Here is a 17,469-nt window from a genome sequence, read left to right as displayed (position 1 = left end):
TCTCTACGGGTGCAAGGTGACGGTTAATTCTCGTTCGGGTCAATGGGGTAGGTCGCGAAGAGGGGGAGTGGCTGCTCTTGGCGACGCATCACCTGCCCCCACACATCAACATTGGCTGGGGCGAGGACGTCTTCGGTTAATGCCGGCGCCACGTACCAGTTTCCGCGCTCAATTTCGGCGTCAAGTTGGCCTGGCCCCCATCCGGCGTATCCGCCGAACATGCGAAGACCGTGCAGTTTCCCTTTCACGTCGTCGGGGTCGGCATCTAAGTTAACTGTCACAAATCGGTGCGCCGTGGTGGAGAACAACGTGCTGTCGTCGATGGCGGTATCTGGTTTCGCTACCCCGACGGCAAGAACCGTGTTGTGGCCCACCGGTCCGCCGAGATAAATCACCTGAGGTGCAGTAATAAGCGGCGTCCACTGCGGCAGGACGTTGTGTGTTGCCATCTCGGTGCGTTCTGTCAGGTCAACGCCGACGGCACCGTCGGGGGGGCCAACGTCGAGAAGGAAAATGACGGAGCGGGTCAGCTCAGCAGACACCGTTCCGGGTGCAGAGACCAGCAACATTCCTGCCTCAGGGGGTGTTTTACTCAGCCCATTGAACAGGCGATCGCTGTAGATATCACTCATGAATGTTGCTCCTCTGAGTCCTGTTCCTCAGTCCACCATTTCTTCAGCTCTAGGATGGCGTCTTCGCGCTCTAAAGGCCCCTGATCCAGGCGAACATCTTTCATGTGCTTCCAGGCTTTTCCTACCATCGGTCCTGGTTCAATATCTAGGATCGTCATAATGTCGTTTCCGTCAAGATCTGGACGGATGCGAGCGAGATCCTCTTTATGCTGAATCTCCTCAATACGACGTTCGAGATCGTCGTACAAGCGTTGTAAACGCCGGGCTTTCGCCTTGTTCCTGGTTGTACAGTCCGCCCGTACGAGCCGGTGAAGCCGAGGCAAAAGGGGCCCCGCATCGGTCACATAGCGGCGAACAGCGGAATCATTCCACGCTTTTTCGGTATAGCCGTGGAAGCGCTGGTGCAGGTAGATCAAACCCGAGACATCTTTGATGAACTGCTTGCTATATTTCAATGCCCTGAACCGCTTGCGGGCCATTTTCGCCCCCACCACATCGTGGTGGTAAAACGTGACGCCTCCACCGGGTTTCGGGGCGCGAGTGCTCGGCTTTCCGCAGTCGTGGAGCAGCGCAGCCCACCGCAGGACTAAGTCCGGACCATCCGGTTCACGATCAATAGCTTGGCGCAGCACCTGCAGCGAATGGGCATACACATCTTTGTGCTGCATGTGCTCGTCACGGGTCATGCGCATGGCAGGAATTTCGGGAATGATGTAGTCCGCCAAACCGGTGTCCACCATGAGTTCAATCCCGTCGGTCGGGTGGTCCCCGAGGATTAATTTATCCAGCTCAGCGTGGATCCGTTCTGCTGTGATCCGCTGGATGTCCCCCGCCATCCTCTCCATGGCCTCACGCACACGTGGAGCCACACGAAGCCCCAGTTGGGACACAAAACGGCAGGCCCGGAGCATGCGGAGGGGGTCGTCGTGAAACGAAATCGCCGGATCGTCCGGTGTATCAAGATAACCGCGGACGAGGTCAGTTAATCCGTGGAGTGGATCGTGAAACACCTGAGAACCGTCGCCACGAACCTCAACAGCCATCGCGTTGACGGTGAAATCCCTGCGGGTTAGGTCTTTGTCTACGGAATCACCAAAGGTGACCTCGGGGTTTCGTGATTCGCCGTCATAGGTGTCGGCGCGAAATGTCGTCACCTCTATATCTTGGCCGCTGCGTTGGCCCGAAACTGTGCCGTAGTCGATGCCCGTATCCCACACGGCATCGCACGTGCTCTCCAACAGCCGGTGGATATCCTGCGGCCGGGCATTCGTCGTAAAGTCAAGATCACTACTCAAACGCCCTAAAAGAGCATCTCGGACGGAACCCCCGACCAAGTAGAGGTCGCAATCATCATCATTAAAAGCCCGGGCAAGGGGTGTCATCACGGGGACTAAGGAGGCCAAGTCTCTGTGCGCACGTGCCAAATACTCTGCCTCCATAACGGACGTGTCATGCGAGGAGCTCGAATCGGACGGACGCGAATGGGAGAGTGAGGACGAACCAGCCATGTCAGATATCGTACCGGTCGTCAAAGCGTGTCTAGTCCCCACCGATCGATACGACGCGAGTTATCCACAAGTGACCATTTATCCACAGGGAACGCGCAATGTGACTGGCCTATCTACCCACATGGGTTCGTCGGCCTCTATCCTGAAAAGAATGAGTAGGAGCACACGGCCACAGTCAGCGAGCCAAGACTCGTCCGACGCTGGCCACACGGGGGGCGGCGGGTCGTCACGGCGCACGCGACGCACAAACGGGGGTCGACGCCGACGCAGCACCTCTAGCTCGAAAAATAACCGCCAGGGTGGCGATAGGAAGAAGGGTAACCACAACCAGGGCAGCGGTTCGTCGAGGGATAAAAATAAGCCACATCAGAAGCGTTCGGCGACGTCGCGACGAAACAGCTCGCGTAATGCTGGTTCTCGCAACAACTCGCGCAATAATGGGAAGCGTTCGAGGCCTGGTAGACCACGTGACCAGCGCTCCGGTCGCGGGTCGTCACGAAACTCGCGACGCAATAAATCCCGCGCCCTCGCTTCCGTATACATGCCTACCTCGGAGGAAACGTCCGCCGGTGGACTCGTCGTCTCTGGATTAGCTGAAGCTGTGGACGATGCCGGGATCGTGAATATGGATCGCATTTATGTATGCCTGATCGGGCGGCTTGACCGGCGTGGGCGGCTACTGTGGTCCATCCCCAAAGGCCACGTTGAGCAGGGCGAAGACCATACCACGACCGCCGAGCGTGAAGTGTGGGAAGAAACCGGGCTCACCGGGCGCGTCTTCGAGGACTTGGGGACTATTGATTATTGGTTCGTGTCCGACGGAATCCGCATCCATAAGACGGTCCATCACCATCTGTTGGAATATGTTGACGGCATCTTTAATGATGATGATCCTGAAGTCACCGAGGTCACGTGGGCCCCTGCCTCTGAGCTCGTGGAGCGGCTAGCCTACGGGGATGAACGGAAATTGGCCCGGCGCGCGCACGAGATTCTGCCGGACCTGGCACGTCAAGCTCATGCGGAGGGGAGGATGACGCCATGGTGAAACCGTGGAGAACACGCATCCTCGGCATGTGCAGCGCTAGTGCTGTAGCTTGTGCCGTCGGACTACTCCCGGCGACGCTCACCGAAACGGGACATCAGGGCCCTACGGCTCGGGCTGCAGAATCGACGCAATGGACCAACCCCTCGGCGCGGGATGGGCACTCCAAAAACGATATTGATGTCTCGATTTCCCAGATCAACCCGACGATTGCCACGATCGATGGGCATGTTGCGTTCACGGTAAAGCTGACGAACTCAACATCAAGCACCCTCGACTCCATTACTTATTCTCTGTCGCGCTCCGACGCCGTCGTCGACACCGCCTCTGCTCGTCTGCGGTTAGCGGACAATAAGGACGTCTTTAACCACAACCTGATCAACGGGTCTGTCGACCACGATCAAGCCAATGATTCGCAATCCACGGGGTCGACGTCGGCACGCGAATCGGGCAAGAAAAGCACGTCGGCTAAGAACAGTAGAACCACCGCGTCCTCGGGTGATAACTCCGCTGTCACTCTCAAACCGGGTGAGTCCACCACTCTGACTTTTGATCTTCCGATCACGGAGGGGAATGGCAAAGCCACGCCGTTGGGCATCACTGATCCGGGGACCTACCCCATCGTGATCAGTGCTCAGTCGGGGTCATATGAGGGTTCATCCAGGTTCTTGCTCCCCGTCCGGGATAAGGCCAAATCGGACAGCGACAATAAACAGGCCAGTGAGAATCAGCCTGTACCACTTACTTTCCTGTGGCCGCTGGCAAGCCGTTCGGCCATCGTCCCAGGTGAAACTGGTGAAGCTCCTGACTCAGCTCCACTCCTGCTGAGCGACGAAACGCTCGCCCATGAGCTTGCTCGGGGAGGTCGGCTCGACGGCCTGTTGTCTGCCTACGCCAACGCAGCCAGCAAGAATAACGGCATTAAAGAGGCGAGCTGCCTGGCCATCGACCCCGACCTGCTCACCACTGTGGAGAGAATGACTCACGGGTACTCGGTGACCAATGAGCGGCCGAGCGCCGTGAGCGAAACAACTCGCTTGCGGGATAGTTGGGGATCGTCCAAGGGAACGAAAACGCGCGATGGCAAGGGCACGGGCGATGCCGAAAGGTGGCTGAAGAAACTCAAAGATACGGCATCCGGGGGATGTGTCGTGTCGCTGCCCACCTCGGGGGCCAATCTTAATGCTGTCGCAGCCACCAAGGATCCTTGGCTAGCTGCGCAAACGCTCTCAACCGGGGATACGAACATTCAAGCTATTCTTGGCACAAGCACGCTCAGCAACATCACCATTCCCGGCGTGGGGTACCTCAACCAAGACGCCATACCGTCGTTAGCCAACGCCTATACCAATGGGGAGCCCATCGATCTGAACTCGCAATTCGAGGGGGGCGTGGCCAATACCGATAAATCTGCCGGCACCCCCACTAGTGAGGAACCGCAGATCAATCCGATTACTCTCACGTCCGACGAGGCGTCGACGAATACAGTGCGGCCAGCCTCGTGGCCTCCTCGGGATCCGCATGTTACGACGCTTGTCGCGGATAATTCGCTGTCTACCAGCACTGAAACGGACAAGGGGGACAAGTCTGATACGACAGCGGGCGATGGTTCGTCCTCTGACAAGGATGATTCCGCTGGTGGGGACTCTGCGGCCCGTTCCCGCGACGATGACTCAGCCACACATGACCAATCCGCGTGGGAAAACAAACTTGTCGACGTTGGCCACGGTGTGACAGCCATTCCGTTTAATGCGGATGTGGGCGCCACCCTTGCGGCAACCGGGGGGACTCCGGAGACGGCGGCGTATTCCACACCGCTGACGCGCTATCACGAGACGCTTGATTCCTCGCACGCGCGCATGCAGGACGCCATTGCCGTCATGTGGCAGACGATTCAATCGCGCACGCCCGTCCTTGCCACGCCCCCCGCGCAGTGGACCGCCGGTAGCGAGGACGCCACCGCATTTTTAGACGCGGTTGGCACACTCCTCGGTGGGGAGGCCACACCCACCGCGCTCTCCGCCATCACATCCCAAACCCCACATTCCACGGGGAGCGTGAACCGCCCGTATGAGGATCCCGGCACGGTAAGCAGCGACGATGTACATCGGGTGGCGACGCAGGCGTCGTCGATCACACGGCTGACCACCATGATGAGCAATGATGACCGGATTGAGCTCACGCGCTTTAACTTCACGGCGCCATTACGTACAGATCTCCTTCGGGCACTCACTGACGAGGGCCGACGGAGTGAGAAGAAATACGACACTGTCACTCAGTATTCGGACACGCTGTTGGACAAGAGCCAGGCGATGCTTCACAACCTGTTGACCTCGGTGAAGCTCGTCCCGCCGGGCAATGTGTACACGCGGACGTCGGATTCATCGCCCATTCTGATCGTAGCGCGCAATGGTTTACCGCTCCCGGTCAAGGCGTCGCTCCAATGGCAAGGTCCATCAAACGTTCAGCTCGACGAGCTGAAACAAACATTGCCTGCCCGTGGTTCAGTGACTCTCCAGGTGCATGCTGATATTGCGGCACGGAGTAAACAAACGAAACTCAAACTGTGGCTAGCCGGCGACCATAACCAAGCGCTATCTGAACCCACCACGGTCGCCATTCAATCCGCCCCAGGTATCTCCTGGAAAGGTGTCCTAACTGTGGGGGGAATCCTGGTTACGATCGCCGGAATCGGCCTTATCCTGCGGGAACGACGAACACGCATGTAGGTTGTCGTCGTTACGATCTGCCCGATGAACTCCCTGTTTTCCCAGCACTAAGCGCCACCCCACCGCCTCAGTATTTCCAATTCACAGCGCTAACGGGCATGTCGATTCCACTTCGTTAAGCAAGTCGGCAACAATGGGCAAGGTGAGTTCAACCGACGAGAACCCAAGCTCCCCAGAGCAACCCGAGCACCAACCGCGTCACACCGCGGCGTCCCCTCGGGCACGTGCTGGACAACGTGGCCGGATCGTCACCCCCAGGCCCCCTGCTCCAGTACCGGAGCCGAGGAAGAAACCGACCCAGCAGTCTGGCCCCGACCTCTCTGCGCTCAGCGAGCGGCCACGCGCCGACCGGTCCGGTGAGCAAGGAGCACGGGGAAGCACAGAAGCATCCGCCGATCGCGCCTCGTCATCGACGGCGACAGCCACCGCGGTGAAGCCCAACCAGGGCCAGGGCGGAAGTGGGGACACGTCGTCCCAAGCAGGCACCAGTGACGGTGAAGACAAGCCACCCACAAGTACCGACACCGAGGTTGTCCGGGCCGGCGGGACGATGGCCGTCGCCACGTTGCTGTCCCGCATCACGGGGTTCTTCCGTAACCTCCTCATCGGCTCCACCATGGGCGCCGGCGTCGCGTCGGCCTACACCAGTGCGAACACTCTGCCGAACCTCATCACGGAAATCGTCCTGGGCGCAATTTTGACGTCGCTCGTCATTCCCGTTCTTGTGCGCGCAGAGAAAGAGGACGCGGACCACGGTGCCGCATTCATTCGACGCTTGCTAACGGTCGCGTCGGCACTGTTAGTGGGTGTGACCGTGCTCGCCGTCCTCGGGGCGCCGTGGCTGGTGCAGTTGTCCTTGGACGCGAACGGCAAAGTCAATGTCACGATGGCGACGGTCTTTGCTTATCTTCTGTTGCCACAGATCCTGTTCTACGGCCTTTTTGCGCTGCTCATGGCGGTGCTGAACACGAAGGGGATTTTCGGGCCCGGCGCGTGGGCTCCGGTGATCAACAACGTCATTGTGCTGGTCGTCCTTCTGGCGTACTGGTTCCTCCCGGGATCATTGGACCCAACCCAGCACGTGGCGATCACTGATCCTCACATCCTTTTGTTGGGCGCGGGCACGACGGTAGGTGTTGTAGTTCAGGCGCTCATGCTGTTCCCGTATCTCCGGATGGCCGGGGTTGACCTTCGCCCGCTGTGGGGCATCGATGATCGAGTCAAGCAGTTCGCCGGCATGGGTTTGGCGATCGTCGTTTATGTCGCTATTTCCCAGGCAGGGTATTTCTTCACGAACCGTATTGCGTCGGCAGCCGACCCCGGTGCCCTGTTCATCTACCAGCAGCATTGGTTGTTGCTACAGGTGCCTTATGGCGTGATCGGTGTGACATTGTTGACGGCGATCATGCCGCGTTTGTCGCGCAATGCCGCCGATGGCGACAACCAGGGCGTTGTCCGTGATTTAACGATGGCCACGAAGATCACGCTGATGGCGTTGATTCCGGTCATTGTCTATTTCACGGTATTCGGCACGACCATTTCGAGCGCTCTGTTCGCATGGGGCCGTTTCGACGCGACGTCGGCGGAAACGTTGGGGTGGACGCTGAGTTTCGGCGCGTTCACCCTGGTTCCGTACTCGATCGTTCTTCTGCACTTGCGCGTGTTCTATGCCCGCGAGCAGGCGTGGACTCCGACGTTCATCATCATCGCGATCACCCTGACCAAGGTCATTCTGTCCTACTTGGCGCCGTTCCTGGCCACGCGCTCTGATTTCGTCGTCGTGTTGTTGGCGGCTGCCAACGGGTTCGGCTTCATCACGGGTGCGATCGTCGGCGCGGTGTTGCTGCACCGGTCCTTGGGGTCCTTGCGCGGCCGTGAAGTTATGAGGTCGACGACGTGGGTGCTCGCCGCGTCCTTGGCCGGTGCTCTCGCCGGCTGGCTACTGGATCTGGTGCTGCGCGGGGATTGGCTGATGCAGTTCCCGAAGTTGGCCACCTTGATACGCACTGGTTTGGACGGCATCGTTTTGGTGGCTGTCGCGGGCTTGATCCTGGCGAAGTCTGGCCTGGAAGAGATCGCGATTTTCGGCCGGGCGTTGGCGCGCATTCCGGGGCTGCGTCGGTTCGTATCGGTGCGGCAGTCCGCGCCGGAAGACATGGTCGGTGTTCCCAACGCGGCCGATGCTGCGGATACGTACAACGTGACCGCCTTGTCGACGGCGTCACCTGGTTTGCCTCCGATGTCGGCCGGTTTTGTGCGCGGGCCTAAGCTCGTGCCGGGGGCTGCCGTCGCGAATGGCCGGTACCGCTTATTGGCCGACCATGGCGGCACGAATGCCATGCGCTTGTGGCATGCCCGCGAGCAGGCGTCGGGCAGGGAATTCGCGCTGACGATCATCGATACCATGCGTATTCCAGGTATCGACGATTACCGCACGGCGCGCGATACGACGGACCGTATTATTGACCGCACCTCTGCCCTTTACGAGGCGAAATGTGCTGGTCTGGCGCAGATCCGCCACATTATCCGCGACTCTGCGGGGGCGATTGTGGTGGCGGACTGGACCCCGGGTTCCGCGTTGGCTGCTGTGGGTCAAGGGCGTCCGGATCCGTATGCCGCGGCATTTGCGTGTGCCGGTCTGGCGGAGGCCACGGTGACCGCGCACCGGCTGGATACGGCGTTGGGGATTGACCACCGTGACCGCTTGCGGATTAGTTCATCGGGTGAGGCCGTGCTGGCTTTCCCTGGGGTTATGCCGCATAACTCGTACGGCCAGGACGTGCACGGCGTCGGCGTTGCCCTGAGCTTGCTGCTGGAGAATGTGAATCCAGTTCCGACGGAGATCGCGGAGCTGCAGGATGAGGCGTTGCACGCCCGGTCGGCGGATGCGGAGACCCTGGCGGATCGGCTGCGTCGTACCGGTTTAGGCGATGCGGAACTTCATGCTGCGGACGAGTCCACCCCGAACCCTGAGGCTCGCCCTGGTTTCGGTGAGGCATCGCGCCGGCCCACGGGCATTGCGGGCATCGGTGCGCTGGCCATTGTTGTGGTCCTGGCAGCCGCGTTGGTCGCGACGTATGTGGTGGGCAAGATCAACCGCAGCGATAACGGTCCTCTGAACTCGGGTTCGTTAGGGCGCGCTGGTTCGTCGATTACTCAGGGCGACGGGGCGAAAGCGATTACCCCGACGGCGGCCGCGTATTGGGCTCCGGAGAATGGGCGGGGTACTCCCGATAACCCCGACATGGTTCCTTTGGTTATCGACGGAAATGGGACGACGGAATGGCGTTCGGATGAGTACCAGGCGCAGTTGGGCTCCTCCGCCACGTCGGTGAAGTCCGGCATGGGAATCATGATGACGTTGCCGGAACCCGCAACCGTGACCTCGCTGCGTATCGATGGCGCAAAGAGCGGGACGCATGTGGAAATCCGTGCCGCTGGTTCGGCGACACCGGCGACCGTGGACGAGACGACGGAGCTGGCGTCGGCCGACCTTGAGGATGGTTCTACAACGATTGATATTCCCAAGGCTGCACGGCAGTCTGCCGCGCCGGGTGCGGAGGGCTCAGCGTCGACGGTTCCCGCCCACACGCAGTATGTATTGGTGTGGATTACGGCCTTGCCAGTCCCAGATGCTGCGGAGATTTCGGAGATCGGCGTGACTGGTGTGGTGGATAAGCCCCAATCCAGCACGGTGAAGCCGACGTCCGCGCGGTCGATGGCACGGGCGGCGGCACACGCTGTGGCGTGATCGGTAGGATGATCTGTTCGCTACCAGGGGTGACGACGTAGGCCTCGGGTGCTCTAGCGCCCGGGGTCTACATGAAGACATACATGTGGGGGATGGCGGGCCTCCATACCGGGCCGGGTGGTGACATCGGGCGTCGGATATGAGAATCTAGTGTGGTGCTCATCGGGGGGAGGGCGCGGATTTCGTCGGGAGACGGTCCGCTGCCAGATCAATCTCAGAATACTGTCGCGCTGTGGGATGCTGACGGCTCTCGTAGCGAAGATCGCCACGCAGCAGATACTCACGCGGCGAACACTCATGCCGATGACGGCCCTGGTCGCGGTTATGACTCACGACGCCCGCGATCCTGTGCGCTAGAAACGATGAGCGACCGGGAGCTTTTCGCCGCGGTCAGCGAAGGTCAGACGGATGCAATGGCGGTGCTGGCCCGTCGGCACGAAAAATCGATCCGCTTCGCCATTTCACGCTGGGTCGATTGTCCGGAGGACGTGGACGATCTGTGGCAGGACACACTGTTCAAAGCTCAGCGCGCAGCCACGATGTTTCGCGGGCGCTGTGCCCCGGGCACGTGGCTCCACCGGATCGCGGTGAATACGGCGAAGGACTACCTCCGTCGACGGGGGAATGCTCGGATGGTCGTCCTTGACGACGCCACAATTCCCGCGGAGTTCTTTCGCGCCAATGAAGGTGGGTTGCGAGCCGCATTGAAGACGGCGCTGGCTGGCCTGGACGAGCCGTTCCGGACGACGTTTTTGCTTGTTGATCTCTACGGGTTCTCGGTGAAGGAGACGGCGGCGAAGCTGGATATCTCGCCGGGAACGGTGAAGTCGCGGTGCTCACGGGCGCGCCAAGCTCTTCGGACTGCGTTGAGCGAGGAGGCGTGACCGATCCGGAGCGTGATCCGCAACGCCAGGAGCTGTTGTACTTAACGGTTGCCGTACCTAGCGTTTTAAGGTCCCAAAACGCGCTCTGACCAGCGGGGAACCTGCAGCCCGATTGCGCGTCTAATTCACTAACCGCCCACCTGTTGAAACCACGGGAGTGTGTCATGCCTACGTTTTCTCATGAGCCGGAGCCTTCGGCTTGGCCACCCCTTACACCTACCGTCTCCGACCTTTCCGACGATGACCTGGACTTTTTAGTCAACCATTTGTTGTCTTCCGACGACGAGCTGGGCGAGGATTCTCCCGAAGTCGACCCGGCGCCGAGTACATCGGCGGCGTCTATCACCGCACCAGCGTCTAGCACCGCGCCGGGCGAGGATCGTCGTGAAGCAAGAAACGAAACGGCACAAAACACTGCCACCGCTGACGGACCAGGCCAGGTAATTCCTTTCCCCACTCGTTACTCCTGGTGGCGAATGGCTGCAATAGTGGTGCTGATCGTGGGTGGTGTGGGATCGTCGTTCTTCATTCCAGGCCTGTTCGGAAAAACATCCACGCCTAACTCGAACTCAGCTCACTCGGATGCGAATCACCCGGACACCGCGGTTATTCCGCGCTCTCAACCACCCAGCACCAAACGGTCCAACGTGGACTTGATCGCCATGACAAGTGAGCAACACGCAGCGGCGAAGAAGGCTTTCACGGGGTCGACAGACCTCAGCAATCTCGATGTTCCCGTCGCGCAATGCTTGTCCACCATCAACATGGCTCATTCGCCGGTGCTCGGGGCCGCTCCCGTCGAAACTGCCCAGCCAGCTGAAACAACAGCCCAGCCGGTATCGCCCCGTACCAAATCTCAGCTGCTCATCCTCAGTGCACCACTGCGCATTGTCGTCGTAGAGCACACGTGTTCTCACGGGGAATCGAGCATCCTCTTCCGCTCAACCCTGAGTCACGGGGAGAGGACAGGTTAGGCTTTGACATGCCATGTAGCATTGCTCGCATGAGTGTTCACGATGTCATCATTGTCGGATCTGGCCCTGCCGGCTACACCGCAGCTATTTATGCTGCTCGGGCAAATCTCAAGCCCCTTGTGTTCGAAGGCATCGAATACGGTGGTCTACTCATACAGACCACTGAGGTAGAAAATTACCCAGGCTTCCACGATGGGATTATGGGCCCGTCACTCATGGAGGAGATGCGCCAGCAGGCCGAGCGCTTCGGTGCCGAACTCAAACAGGACATGGTCGAGAGCATGGACCTGACCGGCGACAACAAGATCGTCCGTTCGGAGGGGGAGGAATACCAAGCCCGAGCAGTCATTATCGCGACGGGTGCAGCCCCTCGCTACCTCGGCGTCAAGGGTGAACAAGAGCACCTGGGTCTCGGTGTGTCCGCCTGCGCCACCTGCGACGGCTTCTTCTTCAAAGACAAACCCATCGTTGTCGTCGGGGGAGGAGACTCCGCCATGGAGGAGGCAGACTTTCTCACCAAGTTTGGTTCCTCGGTCACGATCGTTCACCGACGTGGCGAATTCCGCGCCTCAAACATCATGGTTCAGCGCGCGAAGGATAATCCGAAAATTAATTTCGAGATGAACGCCGTCGTCACCGAAGTGTGCGGCGACGGTCCCGTCGATCACCTCATTCTCGAAGACACGCAAACGGGTGAGCAGCGCACGCTGACTGCGTCGGCACTGTTTGTCGCTATCGGACACGATCCCCGGTCTGAGATGGTTCGCGATGTCATCGACACGGACGATAGGGGATACATCCTGGTACAGGAGCCCTCCACTCGGACCTCGATTCCGGGCGTGTTCGCCGCCGGCGACGTCGTCGATAGCCACTACCAGCAGGCCATCACCGCTGCGGGATCGGGTTGTCGCGCTGCGCTCGACGTCGAACATTATCTCGTTGACCAGCGCGGATAAGATGGCTGCGGACCCTCACCCCACCCTTAGGACCACGACATATGCGGGATAGTGAATAGAAATCCTGCATCCCGCGTTCTACATACATAGAGCGTTCTACGTGGGTAGAGGGTCGTATAAAACCTTCGAACCAACGCTTGTGCCTACATCACTAATTCCAGTCGGAATTAACTCCAGCCGGAAAGGATTTCACACCCCCATGACTTCCCCAGTAAACGTCACCACGGACTCGTTCCGTTCCACCGTCGTGGACTCCGACAAGCCTGTTCTCGTCGATTTCTGGGCAACCTGGTGTGGTCCGTGTCGGAAAATGAACCCCGTTCTGGAAGAAATCGCCGACGAATACGACGGCAAGGCTGTGATCGCCAAGGTCAACGTCGACGAGAACGCACCCCTGGCATCCATGTTCCAGGTCATGTCCATCCCGACGATGTTGCTGTTCAAGGACGGCAAGAAAGTTGAAGAAATCCACGGGGCGCACCCCAAATCGCACATCACTACCGCACTTGAGAACCTTCTTTAACTCTATTCACTAACACAACACTGTTCACTGATAGACTGACTCACTGACATTGTTATAACGGCAGAAATTGGGTTAAAGGGGCTGAGACGATCGTGGAGGAAAACCTGCAAGTGGGGGATAAGAGCCCTCGCGTCGCGGAGGTTCGCACGATCCTCACGAAGGTTGGTCTTCTTAAGCACCCGGTGTCGGAGCACACCAGCACTGACCAGTGGGCTGATGGTGACGATGACTTCGACTATGAACTCCAATCGGCGTTGCGAGCTTTTCAGCAGCAGCGAGGAGTTCTTGCCGACGGCGTTATTAACGACCACACCCTTCGCCTCTTGCGCGAGGCCACCTATTCGCTGGGGGCTCGCGTTCTGCTGTATGACCCGTCATCACCGATGCAGGGTGACGATGTTGCTCAACTGCAGTCGCACCTGCAGGAACTTGGATTCTATTCCTCTCAGATCGATGGGCAGTTTTCCCGTGACACCTATAGTGCGCTGAAAAACTATCAGCGTGATTATGGACTTACCGTCGACGGTGTCTGTGGACCGGACACACTGAAAGCGTTGTCTTATCTGGGGCGGAGCATTACCGGTGGTTCACGCGCGGCTATCCAAGAGCGCGAGACCGTTCGCGCTGCAGGCCCGCAGTTGTCGGGTAAGCGCATTGTCATTGATCCGGGGCTGGGGCTTTCCACACCTGGTCATGTCGTGCGCGGCCCCTATGGTGAGCTGACCGAAGAAGAGATTTTATGGGACATCGCGACGCGACTCGAGGGTCGCATGGTCGCGACGGGTATCGAGACGATTATTTCGAGGCCCCGTCAGACTAATTCGACTGATTCGGAGCGGGCCGATATCGCTAATGCTTTCGGTGCGGATTTAGTCATCAGCCTGCGGTGTGATTGGTATCACAACGAACGGGCGGAGGGGTGCGCGTCGTTTTATTTCGGCTCCCCGCGTGGCCATTCGTCGATTACTGGCGAGTTATTGTCGGGCTATATTCAGCGTGAAATCGTAGCCCGGACTCCGCTGCAGAACTGCCGTAACCATGCGCGTACGTGGGATGTATTGCGCCTCACGTCCATGCCGACGGTTGAGATCGTTGTGGGTTATCTTTCTAATCCACACGATACTGCGGTGCTGGTGGACCCAAACTACCGCGATGTCATCACAGAGGCTATGTTGATCGCAGTGAAACGGTTGTACCTTGCTGATAATGATGATCAGCCGACGGGGACCTTTACCTTCTCGGAACTTCTCGAACTCGAGTCGCAAGGTTAACGACGCAGAGCTAACCGTTTTAGCCACGGTGACGTAAATGGGCGGGGGCCTATTGTTGCTGTGTTATGGGCGAGATGGCGCCGCGGAGGCTCGTTAGTTGTAATTCCTCTTATCCCACAGCAACATCTGGAGGAGCGTCTGTCATACGCCAAGTAATTTCCAGTGTGTCTTCAGGACCGTCAGGCGGGTCTTCAGCCAGCGAGATCGCCTCGCGGACATAAAAATTGAGTTGCCTGAAATTAGGAACCCACGTGGAGACCTCATCAAGATTGGTCACGGTGGCTAGCCAGTTCTTTCCCTCGCGGGTGATATCAGCGGTGTAGGTCATAGTAACCATCCTTTTCCGAGTGCTGGTTCCACCTGTTTTCAATACTTCGTAACGTTCCCACGGGTAGGTCGAATCTTGATGGCGCATTGGTAAGTGACTCGTTCCCCCGTCATCCGCGACAACCACGACGATTTCAAGGAAACGGGCGTGAGGATCGAACCCCCTGCCTAGTCGCCGAGAGGATATACCTCATGCCTCGGGTTGTGATGGGTGATGGCGTAACGGATGGCCGCAGAGCGGTTCATATGAAGTCGATCAGCGAGCTGATCGAGTGCGGCTAACTCCGCAGCCGTCAGATGCACCGTTACGACGTGAGTGGGTCGGATGCCTTGGCCAGGGTAGCCGCAACCACGAGTGATGAGTCTATCGACGTCGTAACCGTCTTCCGCCTCAGCGACGTAAGTGGCTAATTGGTCATCAGTGAGACGGACACGCATGCAAATATCATAATGCAAAAGGGGTGTCATTTAGTTTCGGTTTTTAGTACTTGCCTTCAATCGCGGTCCTTATCTTTTGGGTATGGGGAGGTACGTGAAGCCGAAGCCTCAATGGGCGTCCAACTCCATGTGCTCAACTCTGTGCCGTACTAGTGAGCTCCCATGCCGACTTTGATCCGGAATCCCATGGTGACAGTCGCTTCCCACAGACTCTCTTCGACGGCTGCGAAAAGGTTTCCCGTGTCAGGGAGCTCGATCCGGTATCGCGGGAAAGCCGGATCGTCGGCGGCGACCTCAAAACCGCGCTCTTCCAGCACATCGGAACACAGGATCGGAGCATGGCGGGGAATAAGCGGACTGGTCGCCTTATCGGCTGGTGACGCGGTAGGGCGAACCGCAAAACACTCCACAGCTCTCACCCCACGACGTGATAGTTCGTCGACGGTCGCGTCGATAAGTCGGTGTTCTAGAAAGAGTCCCTGATAAGGCGGTGGCACATGGACCGTAGAGATGAGCACTGCATCATCGCTGACTGGCCCTGTTGGGAAAGCTAGGCGTCCGGGAAGGCTGGCGGGTGGTGCAAAGACCACGGTGGCAGCAGGGACGGCTAAGTCCGCGTTTTCTCCAGACGTTACGTACGCGGTGAAGGCGCAGGGCCCCCACGTGGTGAGGGTGTTGTGCATCCATAATTCTTTATCCATCCGAGGGTCCCCAGAATCCGCGTTTCGCGGTTGACCAGCTGGTCCTGAGGGCTGCGACGCGGTGTCATCGTGACTTTGCGCGCCAGGCTGGGTTGTCCAAAATGTGTTGGTCGCAGCCGTCCCGGCAAGGTCCCCCAGGGTGTCAAGGTTGAGCGGATGTACAACTATTCGCATGGGTCTAGTGGCGTTCTTCCTCCGTACGTGAGGCGTCGTGATGCCCGCTCGGGGAGCGCAGGCCACTATCGGGGCGATTACCGGGTTCCTGGGCTTTTAGCATTGCGATAATGCGGTCGAAGTCCTCCATACCCGCGAACTCGACAACAATCTTGCCTTTCTTCGCACCCATCTGGACTTTCACGTTGGTATCCAAGTAATCGCCGAACGTGTCCGCCCAGTGAGTCATTTTTTCGGGCTGGGGGCGGGAAGCGCGCGGCTCCTTCTTCTTCGGCTTGTCCTCACCCCGGTTGATAAGGGTGACGGCTTCTTCTGTCGCGCGCACCGACAGGCCTTCCGCCACAATGCGTTCAGCGAGCTTGATTTGAGCGTCAGGGCCTTGGGTCACTCCCATGAGAGCGCGAGCATGGCCCGCAGACAACACTCCCGCAGCGACTCGACGTTGAACGGGCAGCGGAAGTTGGAGAAGACGAATGGTGTTTGATATAACTGGCCGGGAAAGACCGAGTCGAGTGGCTAACTCTGCCTGGGTGACGCCAAATTCTTCGAGTAGCTGCTGGTAGGCCGCACCTTCCTCCAAAGGGTTGAGCTGCACGCGGTGGATATTTTCCAGCAGCGCATCCCTCAGCATGGTGTCATCGTCGGCTTCGCGAACGATAGAGGGGATAGCTTCTAGATCTGCTAGTTGGGCGGCACGCAGGCGGCGCTCGCCCATGATGAGTTCAAATTTTCCAGGTTCCGACGCCTGACGCACGACGATGGGCTGGAGGAGACCAAATTCACGAATTGAATGGGCCAATTCACGCAGTGCTTCTTGGTCGAAGTCCTGGCGCGGGTTTTTCTCGTTCCTGATGATCACGTTGATCGGGAGCTCGCGATATGTTGCGGTCTCGTCGCTAATGATCGGTTCCTGAGCCGTATTTTCACTCTGCTGTTCAGCTTGGGCGGCTGCTGCAGAATCAGTGGCTTCCTGATTCTTTCCCTTTTTCGCGGTCGACGATGCGGTCCGTTTTTTATCACGTGCGGCTTCTTTTCTCTCTGCCGCTGCACGCTGCCCTAAACTCGACCGGTTTTTCGGCAACCCCGCTTTCGTTCGTCCGTTGTGGGTGTCCGCCGAAGCCGTGCCCTTATTATCGGCAGCCTTTGTGTTCTTCCCGCTACCACCTGTCTGAGCATCTGCATCCTCAGACGACGTGGCGTTATCTGATTTCGTGCCGTCGGCTGAAGGGTTCACGTTCTGACCGCGCCGCGGGCTCTTCGTCAGGGAGTACCAGGACGGTTCCGGAGCGCTGTTACTACCTCGGTTCGCTCCAAAGATAACGTCGGCGGCGTCATTGCCAATCTGTGGTTTTGCCGGTCCCGTGGGGATCAAGGAGGCGAGTCCTTTACCGAGGCCACTCTTGCGTTTGGCTTCTGCCATGACGTTCATCCTTATCGTTGTGGAGAATCTGCGCCGGGCCCCGGGGGAGCACCGAGTACAGGTTCGTCGATCGATCGTCGATTATGAGGAAATTATTAAATAGTGAGGGTTACAGGCGTCTAGCGGCCCAATTACATTG

At 58.7% G+C, this 17,469-nt stretch carries 14 protein-coding genes; 8 read left to right on the top strand and 6 right to left on the bottom strand.

What is annotated here, in order from left to right; genetic code table 11:
* Nucleotides 1-23: 23 nt before the first annotated feature.
* Both ACWORE_RS09195 and ACWORE_RS09190 read right to left on the bottom strand, forming a co-directional pair.
* On the bottom strand, nt 24-632 hold the full coding sequence (locus tag ACWORE_RS09195) for a YqgE/AlgH family protein (RefSeq protein ID WP_455303612.1): 609 nt from the start codon (nt 630-632) through the stop codon (nt 24-26).
* Complete coding sequence (locus tag ACWORE_RS09190; RefSeq protein ID WP_455303611.1) at nt 629-2,140, bottom strand: CCA tRNA nucleotidyltransferase; 1,512 nt, start codon at nt 2,138-2,140, stop codon at nt 629-631. The genes ACWORE_RS09195 and ACWORE_RS09190 overlap by 4 nt, the downstream gene beginning before the upstream one ends.
* A gap of 151 nt (nt 2,141-2,291) precedes the next feature.
* On the opposite strand from ACWORE_RS09190, the gene ACWORE_RS09185 reads away from it, so the two are divergent.
* From ACWORE_RS09185 to ACWORE_RS09150, 8 genes are all read left to right on the top strand, one after another.
* Entirely contained in the window at nt 2,292-3,185 is an 894-nt protein-coding gene (locus ACWORE_RS09185; protein ID WP_455303610.1) for an NUDIX domain-containing protein, read from the top strand.
* Nucleotides 3,179-5,911: a hypothetical protein gene (locus tag ACWORE_RS09180; protein ID WP_455303609.1), complete on the top strand. Its 2,733-nt coding sequence runs from the start codon at nt 3,179-3,181 to the stop codon at nt 5,909-5,911. Before ACWORE_RS09185 ends, ACWORE_RS09180 begins: the two co-directional genes overlap by 7 nt.
* Before the next feature lie 142 nt (nt 5,912-6,053).
* Nucleotides 6,054-9,662 (top strand): murein biosynthesis integral membrane protein MurJ, encoded by a 3,609-nt coding sequence (locus ACWORE_RS09175; RefSeq protein WP_455303608.1) that lies wholly within the window; start codon nt 6,054-6,056, stop codon nt 9,660-9,662.
* Between the two features lie 152 nt (nt 9,663-9,814).
* On the top strand, nt 9,815-10,546 hold the full coding sequence (locus ACWORE_RS09170; RefSeq protein WP_455303607.1) for an RNA polymerase sigma factor: 732 nt from the start codon (nt 9,815-9,817) through the stop codon (nt 10,544-10,546).
* 164 nt (nt 10,547-10,710) lie between these two features.
* A complete protein-coding gene (locus ACWORE_RS09165; RefSeq protein ID WP_406605270.1) occupies nt 10,711-11,520 on the top strand; it encodes a hypothetical protein in 810 nt (269 codons plus the stop codon).
* Between the two features lie 29 nt (nt 11,521-11,549).
* Nucleotides 11,550-12,476 carry a thioredoxin-disulfide reductase gene (trxB, locus tag ACWORE_RS09160; protein WP_406605269.1) on the top strand — a complete coding sequence of 309 codons (927 nt, stop codon included), beginning with the start codon at nt 11,550-11,552 and terminating at the stop codon, nt 12,474-12,476.
* Nucleotides 12,477-12,675: 199 nt separating this feature from the next.
* Nucleotides 12,676-12,999 carry a thioredoxin gene (gene trxA / locus ACWORE_RS09155; RefSeq protein ID WP_406605268.1) on the top strand — a complete coding sequence of 108 codons (324 nt, stop codon included), beginning with the start codon at nt 12,676-12,678 and terminating at the stop codon, nt 12,997-12,999.
* Nucleotides 13,000-13,091: 92 nt separating this feature from the next.
* Nucleotides 13,092-14,270 carry an N-acetylmuramoyl-L-alanine amidase gene (locus tag ACWORE_RS09150; protein ID WP_455303606.1) on the top strand — a complete coding sequence of 393 codons (1,179 nt, stop codon included), beginning with the start codon at nt 13,092-13,094 and terminating at the stop codon, nt 14,268-14,270.
* Between the two features lie 109 nt (nt 14,271-14,379).
* On the opposite strand, the gene ACWORE_RS09145 is transcribed toward ACWORE_RS09150, so the two are convergent.
* The 4 genes from ACWORE_RS09145 to ACWORE_RS09130 all read right to left on the bottom strand — a co-directional run bounded on the left by ACWORE_RS09145 (nt 14,380) and on the right by ACWORE_RS09130 (nt 17,339).
* Nucleotides 14,380-14,598, bottom strand: coding sequence for a hypothetical protein (locus ACWORE_RS09145; protein ID WP_406605266.1), 219 nt, complete (start codon nt 14,596-14,598; stop codon nt 14,380-14,382).
* Between the two features lie 167 nt (nt 14,599-14,765).
* Nucleotides 14,766-15,035, bottom strand: a complete 270-nt coding sequence (locus ACWORE_RS09140) for a ribbon-helix-helix domain-containing protein (RefSeq protein ID WP_406605265.1) — start codon at nt 15,033-15,035, stop codon at nt 14,766-14,768.
* Nucleotides 15,036-15,184: 149 nt separating this feature from the next.
* On the bottom strand, nt 15,185-15,910 hold the full coding sequence (locus ACWORE_RS09135; protein WP_455303605.1) for a hypothetical protein: 726 nt from the start codon (nt 15,908-15,910) through the stop codon (nt 15,185-15,187).
* A gap of 4 nt (nt 15,911-15,914) precedes the next feature.
* Nucleotides 15,915-17,339 carry a ParB/RepB/Spo0J family partition protein gene (locus tag ACWORE_RS09130; RefSeq protein WP_455303604.1) on the bottom strand — a complete coding sequence of 475 codons (1,425 nt, stop codon included), beginning with the start codon at nt 17,337-17,339 and terminating at the stop codon, nt 15,915-15,917.
* Between the last annotated feature and the right edge of the window lie 130 nt (nt 17,340-17,469).

Source organism: Corynebacterium sp. c7Ub_26, assembly GCF_053760365.1.
Note: the sequence above shows the minus strand (reverse complement) of the source record. Positions and strands in the feature narration are given on the sequence as shown.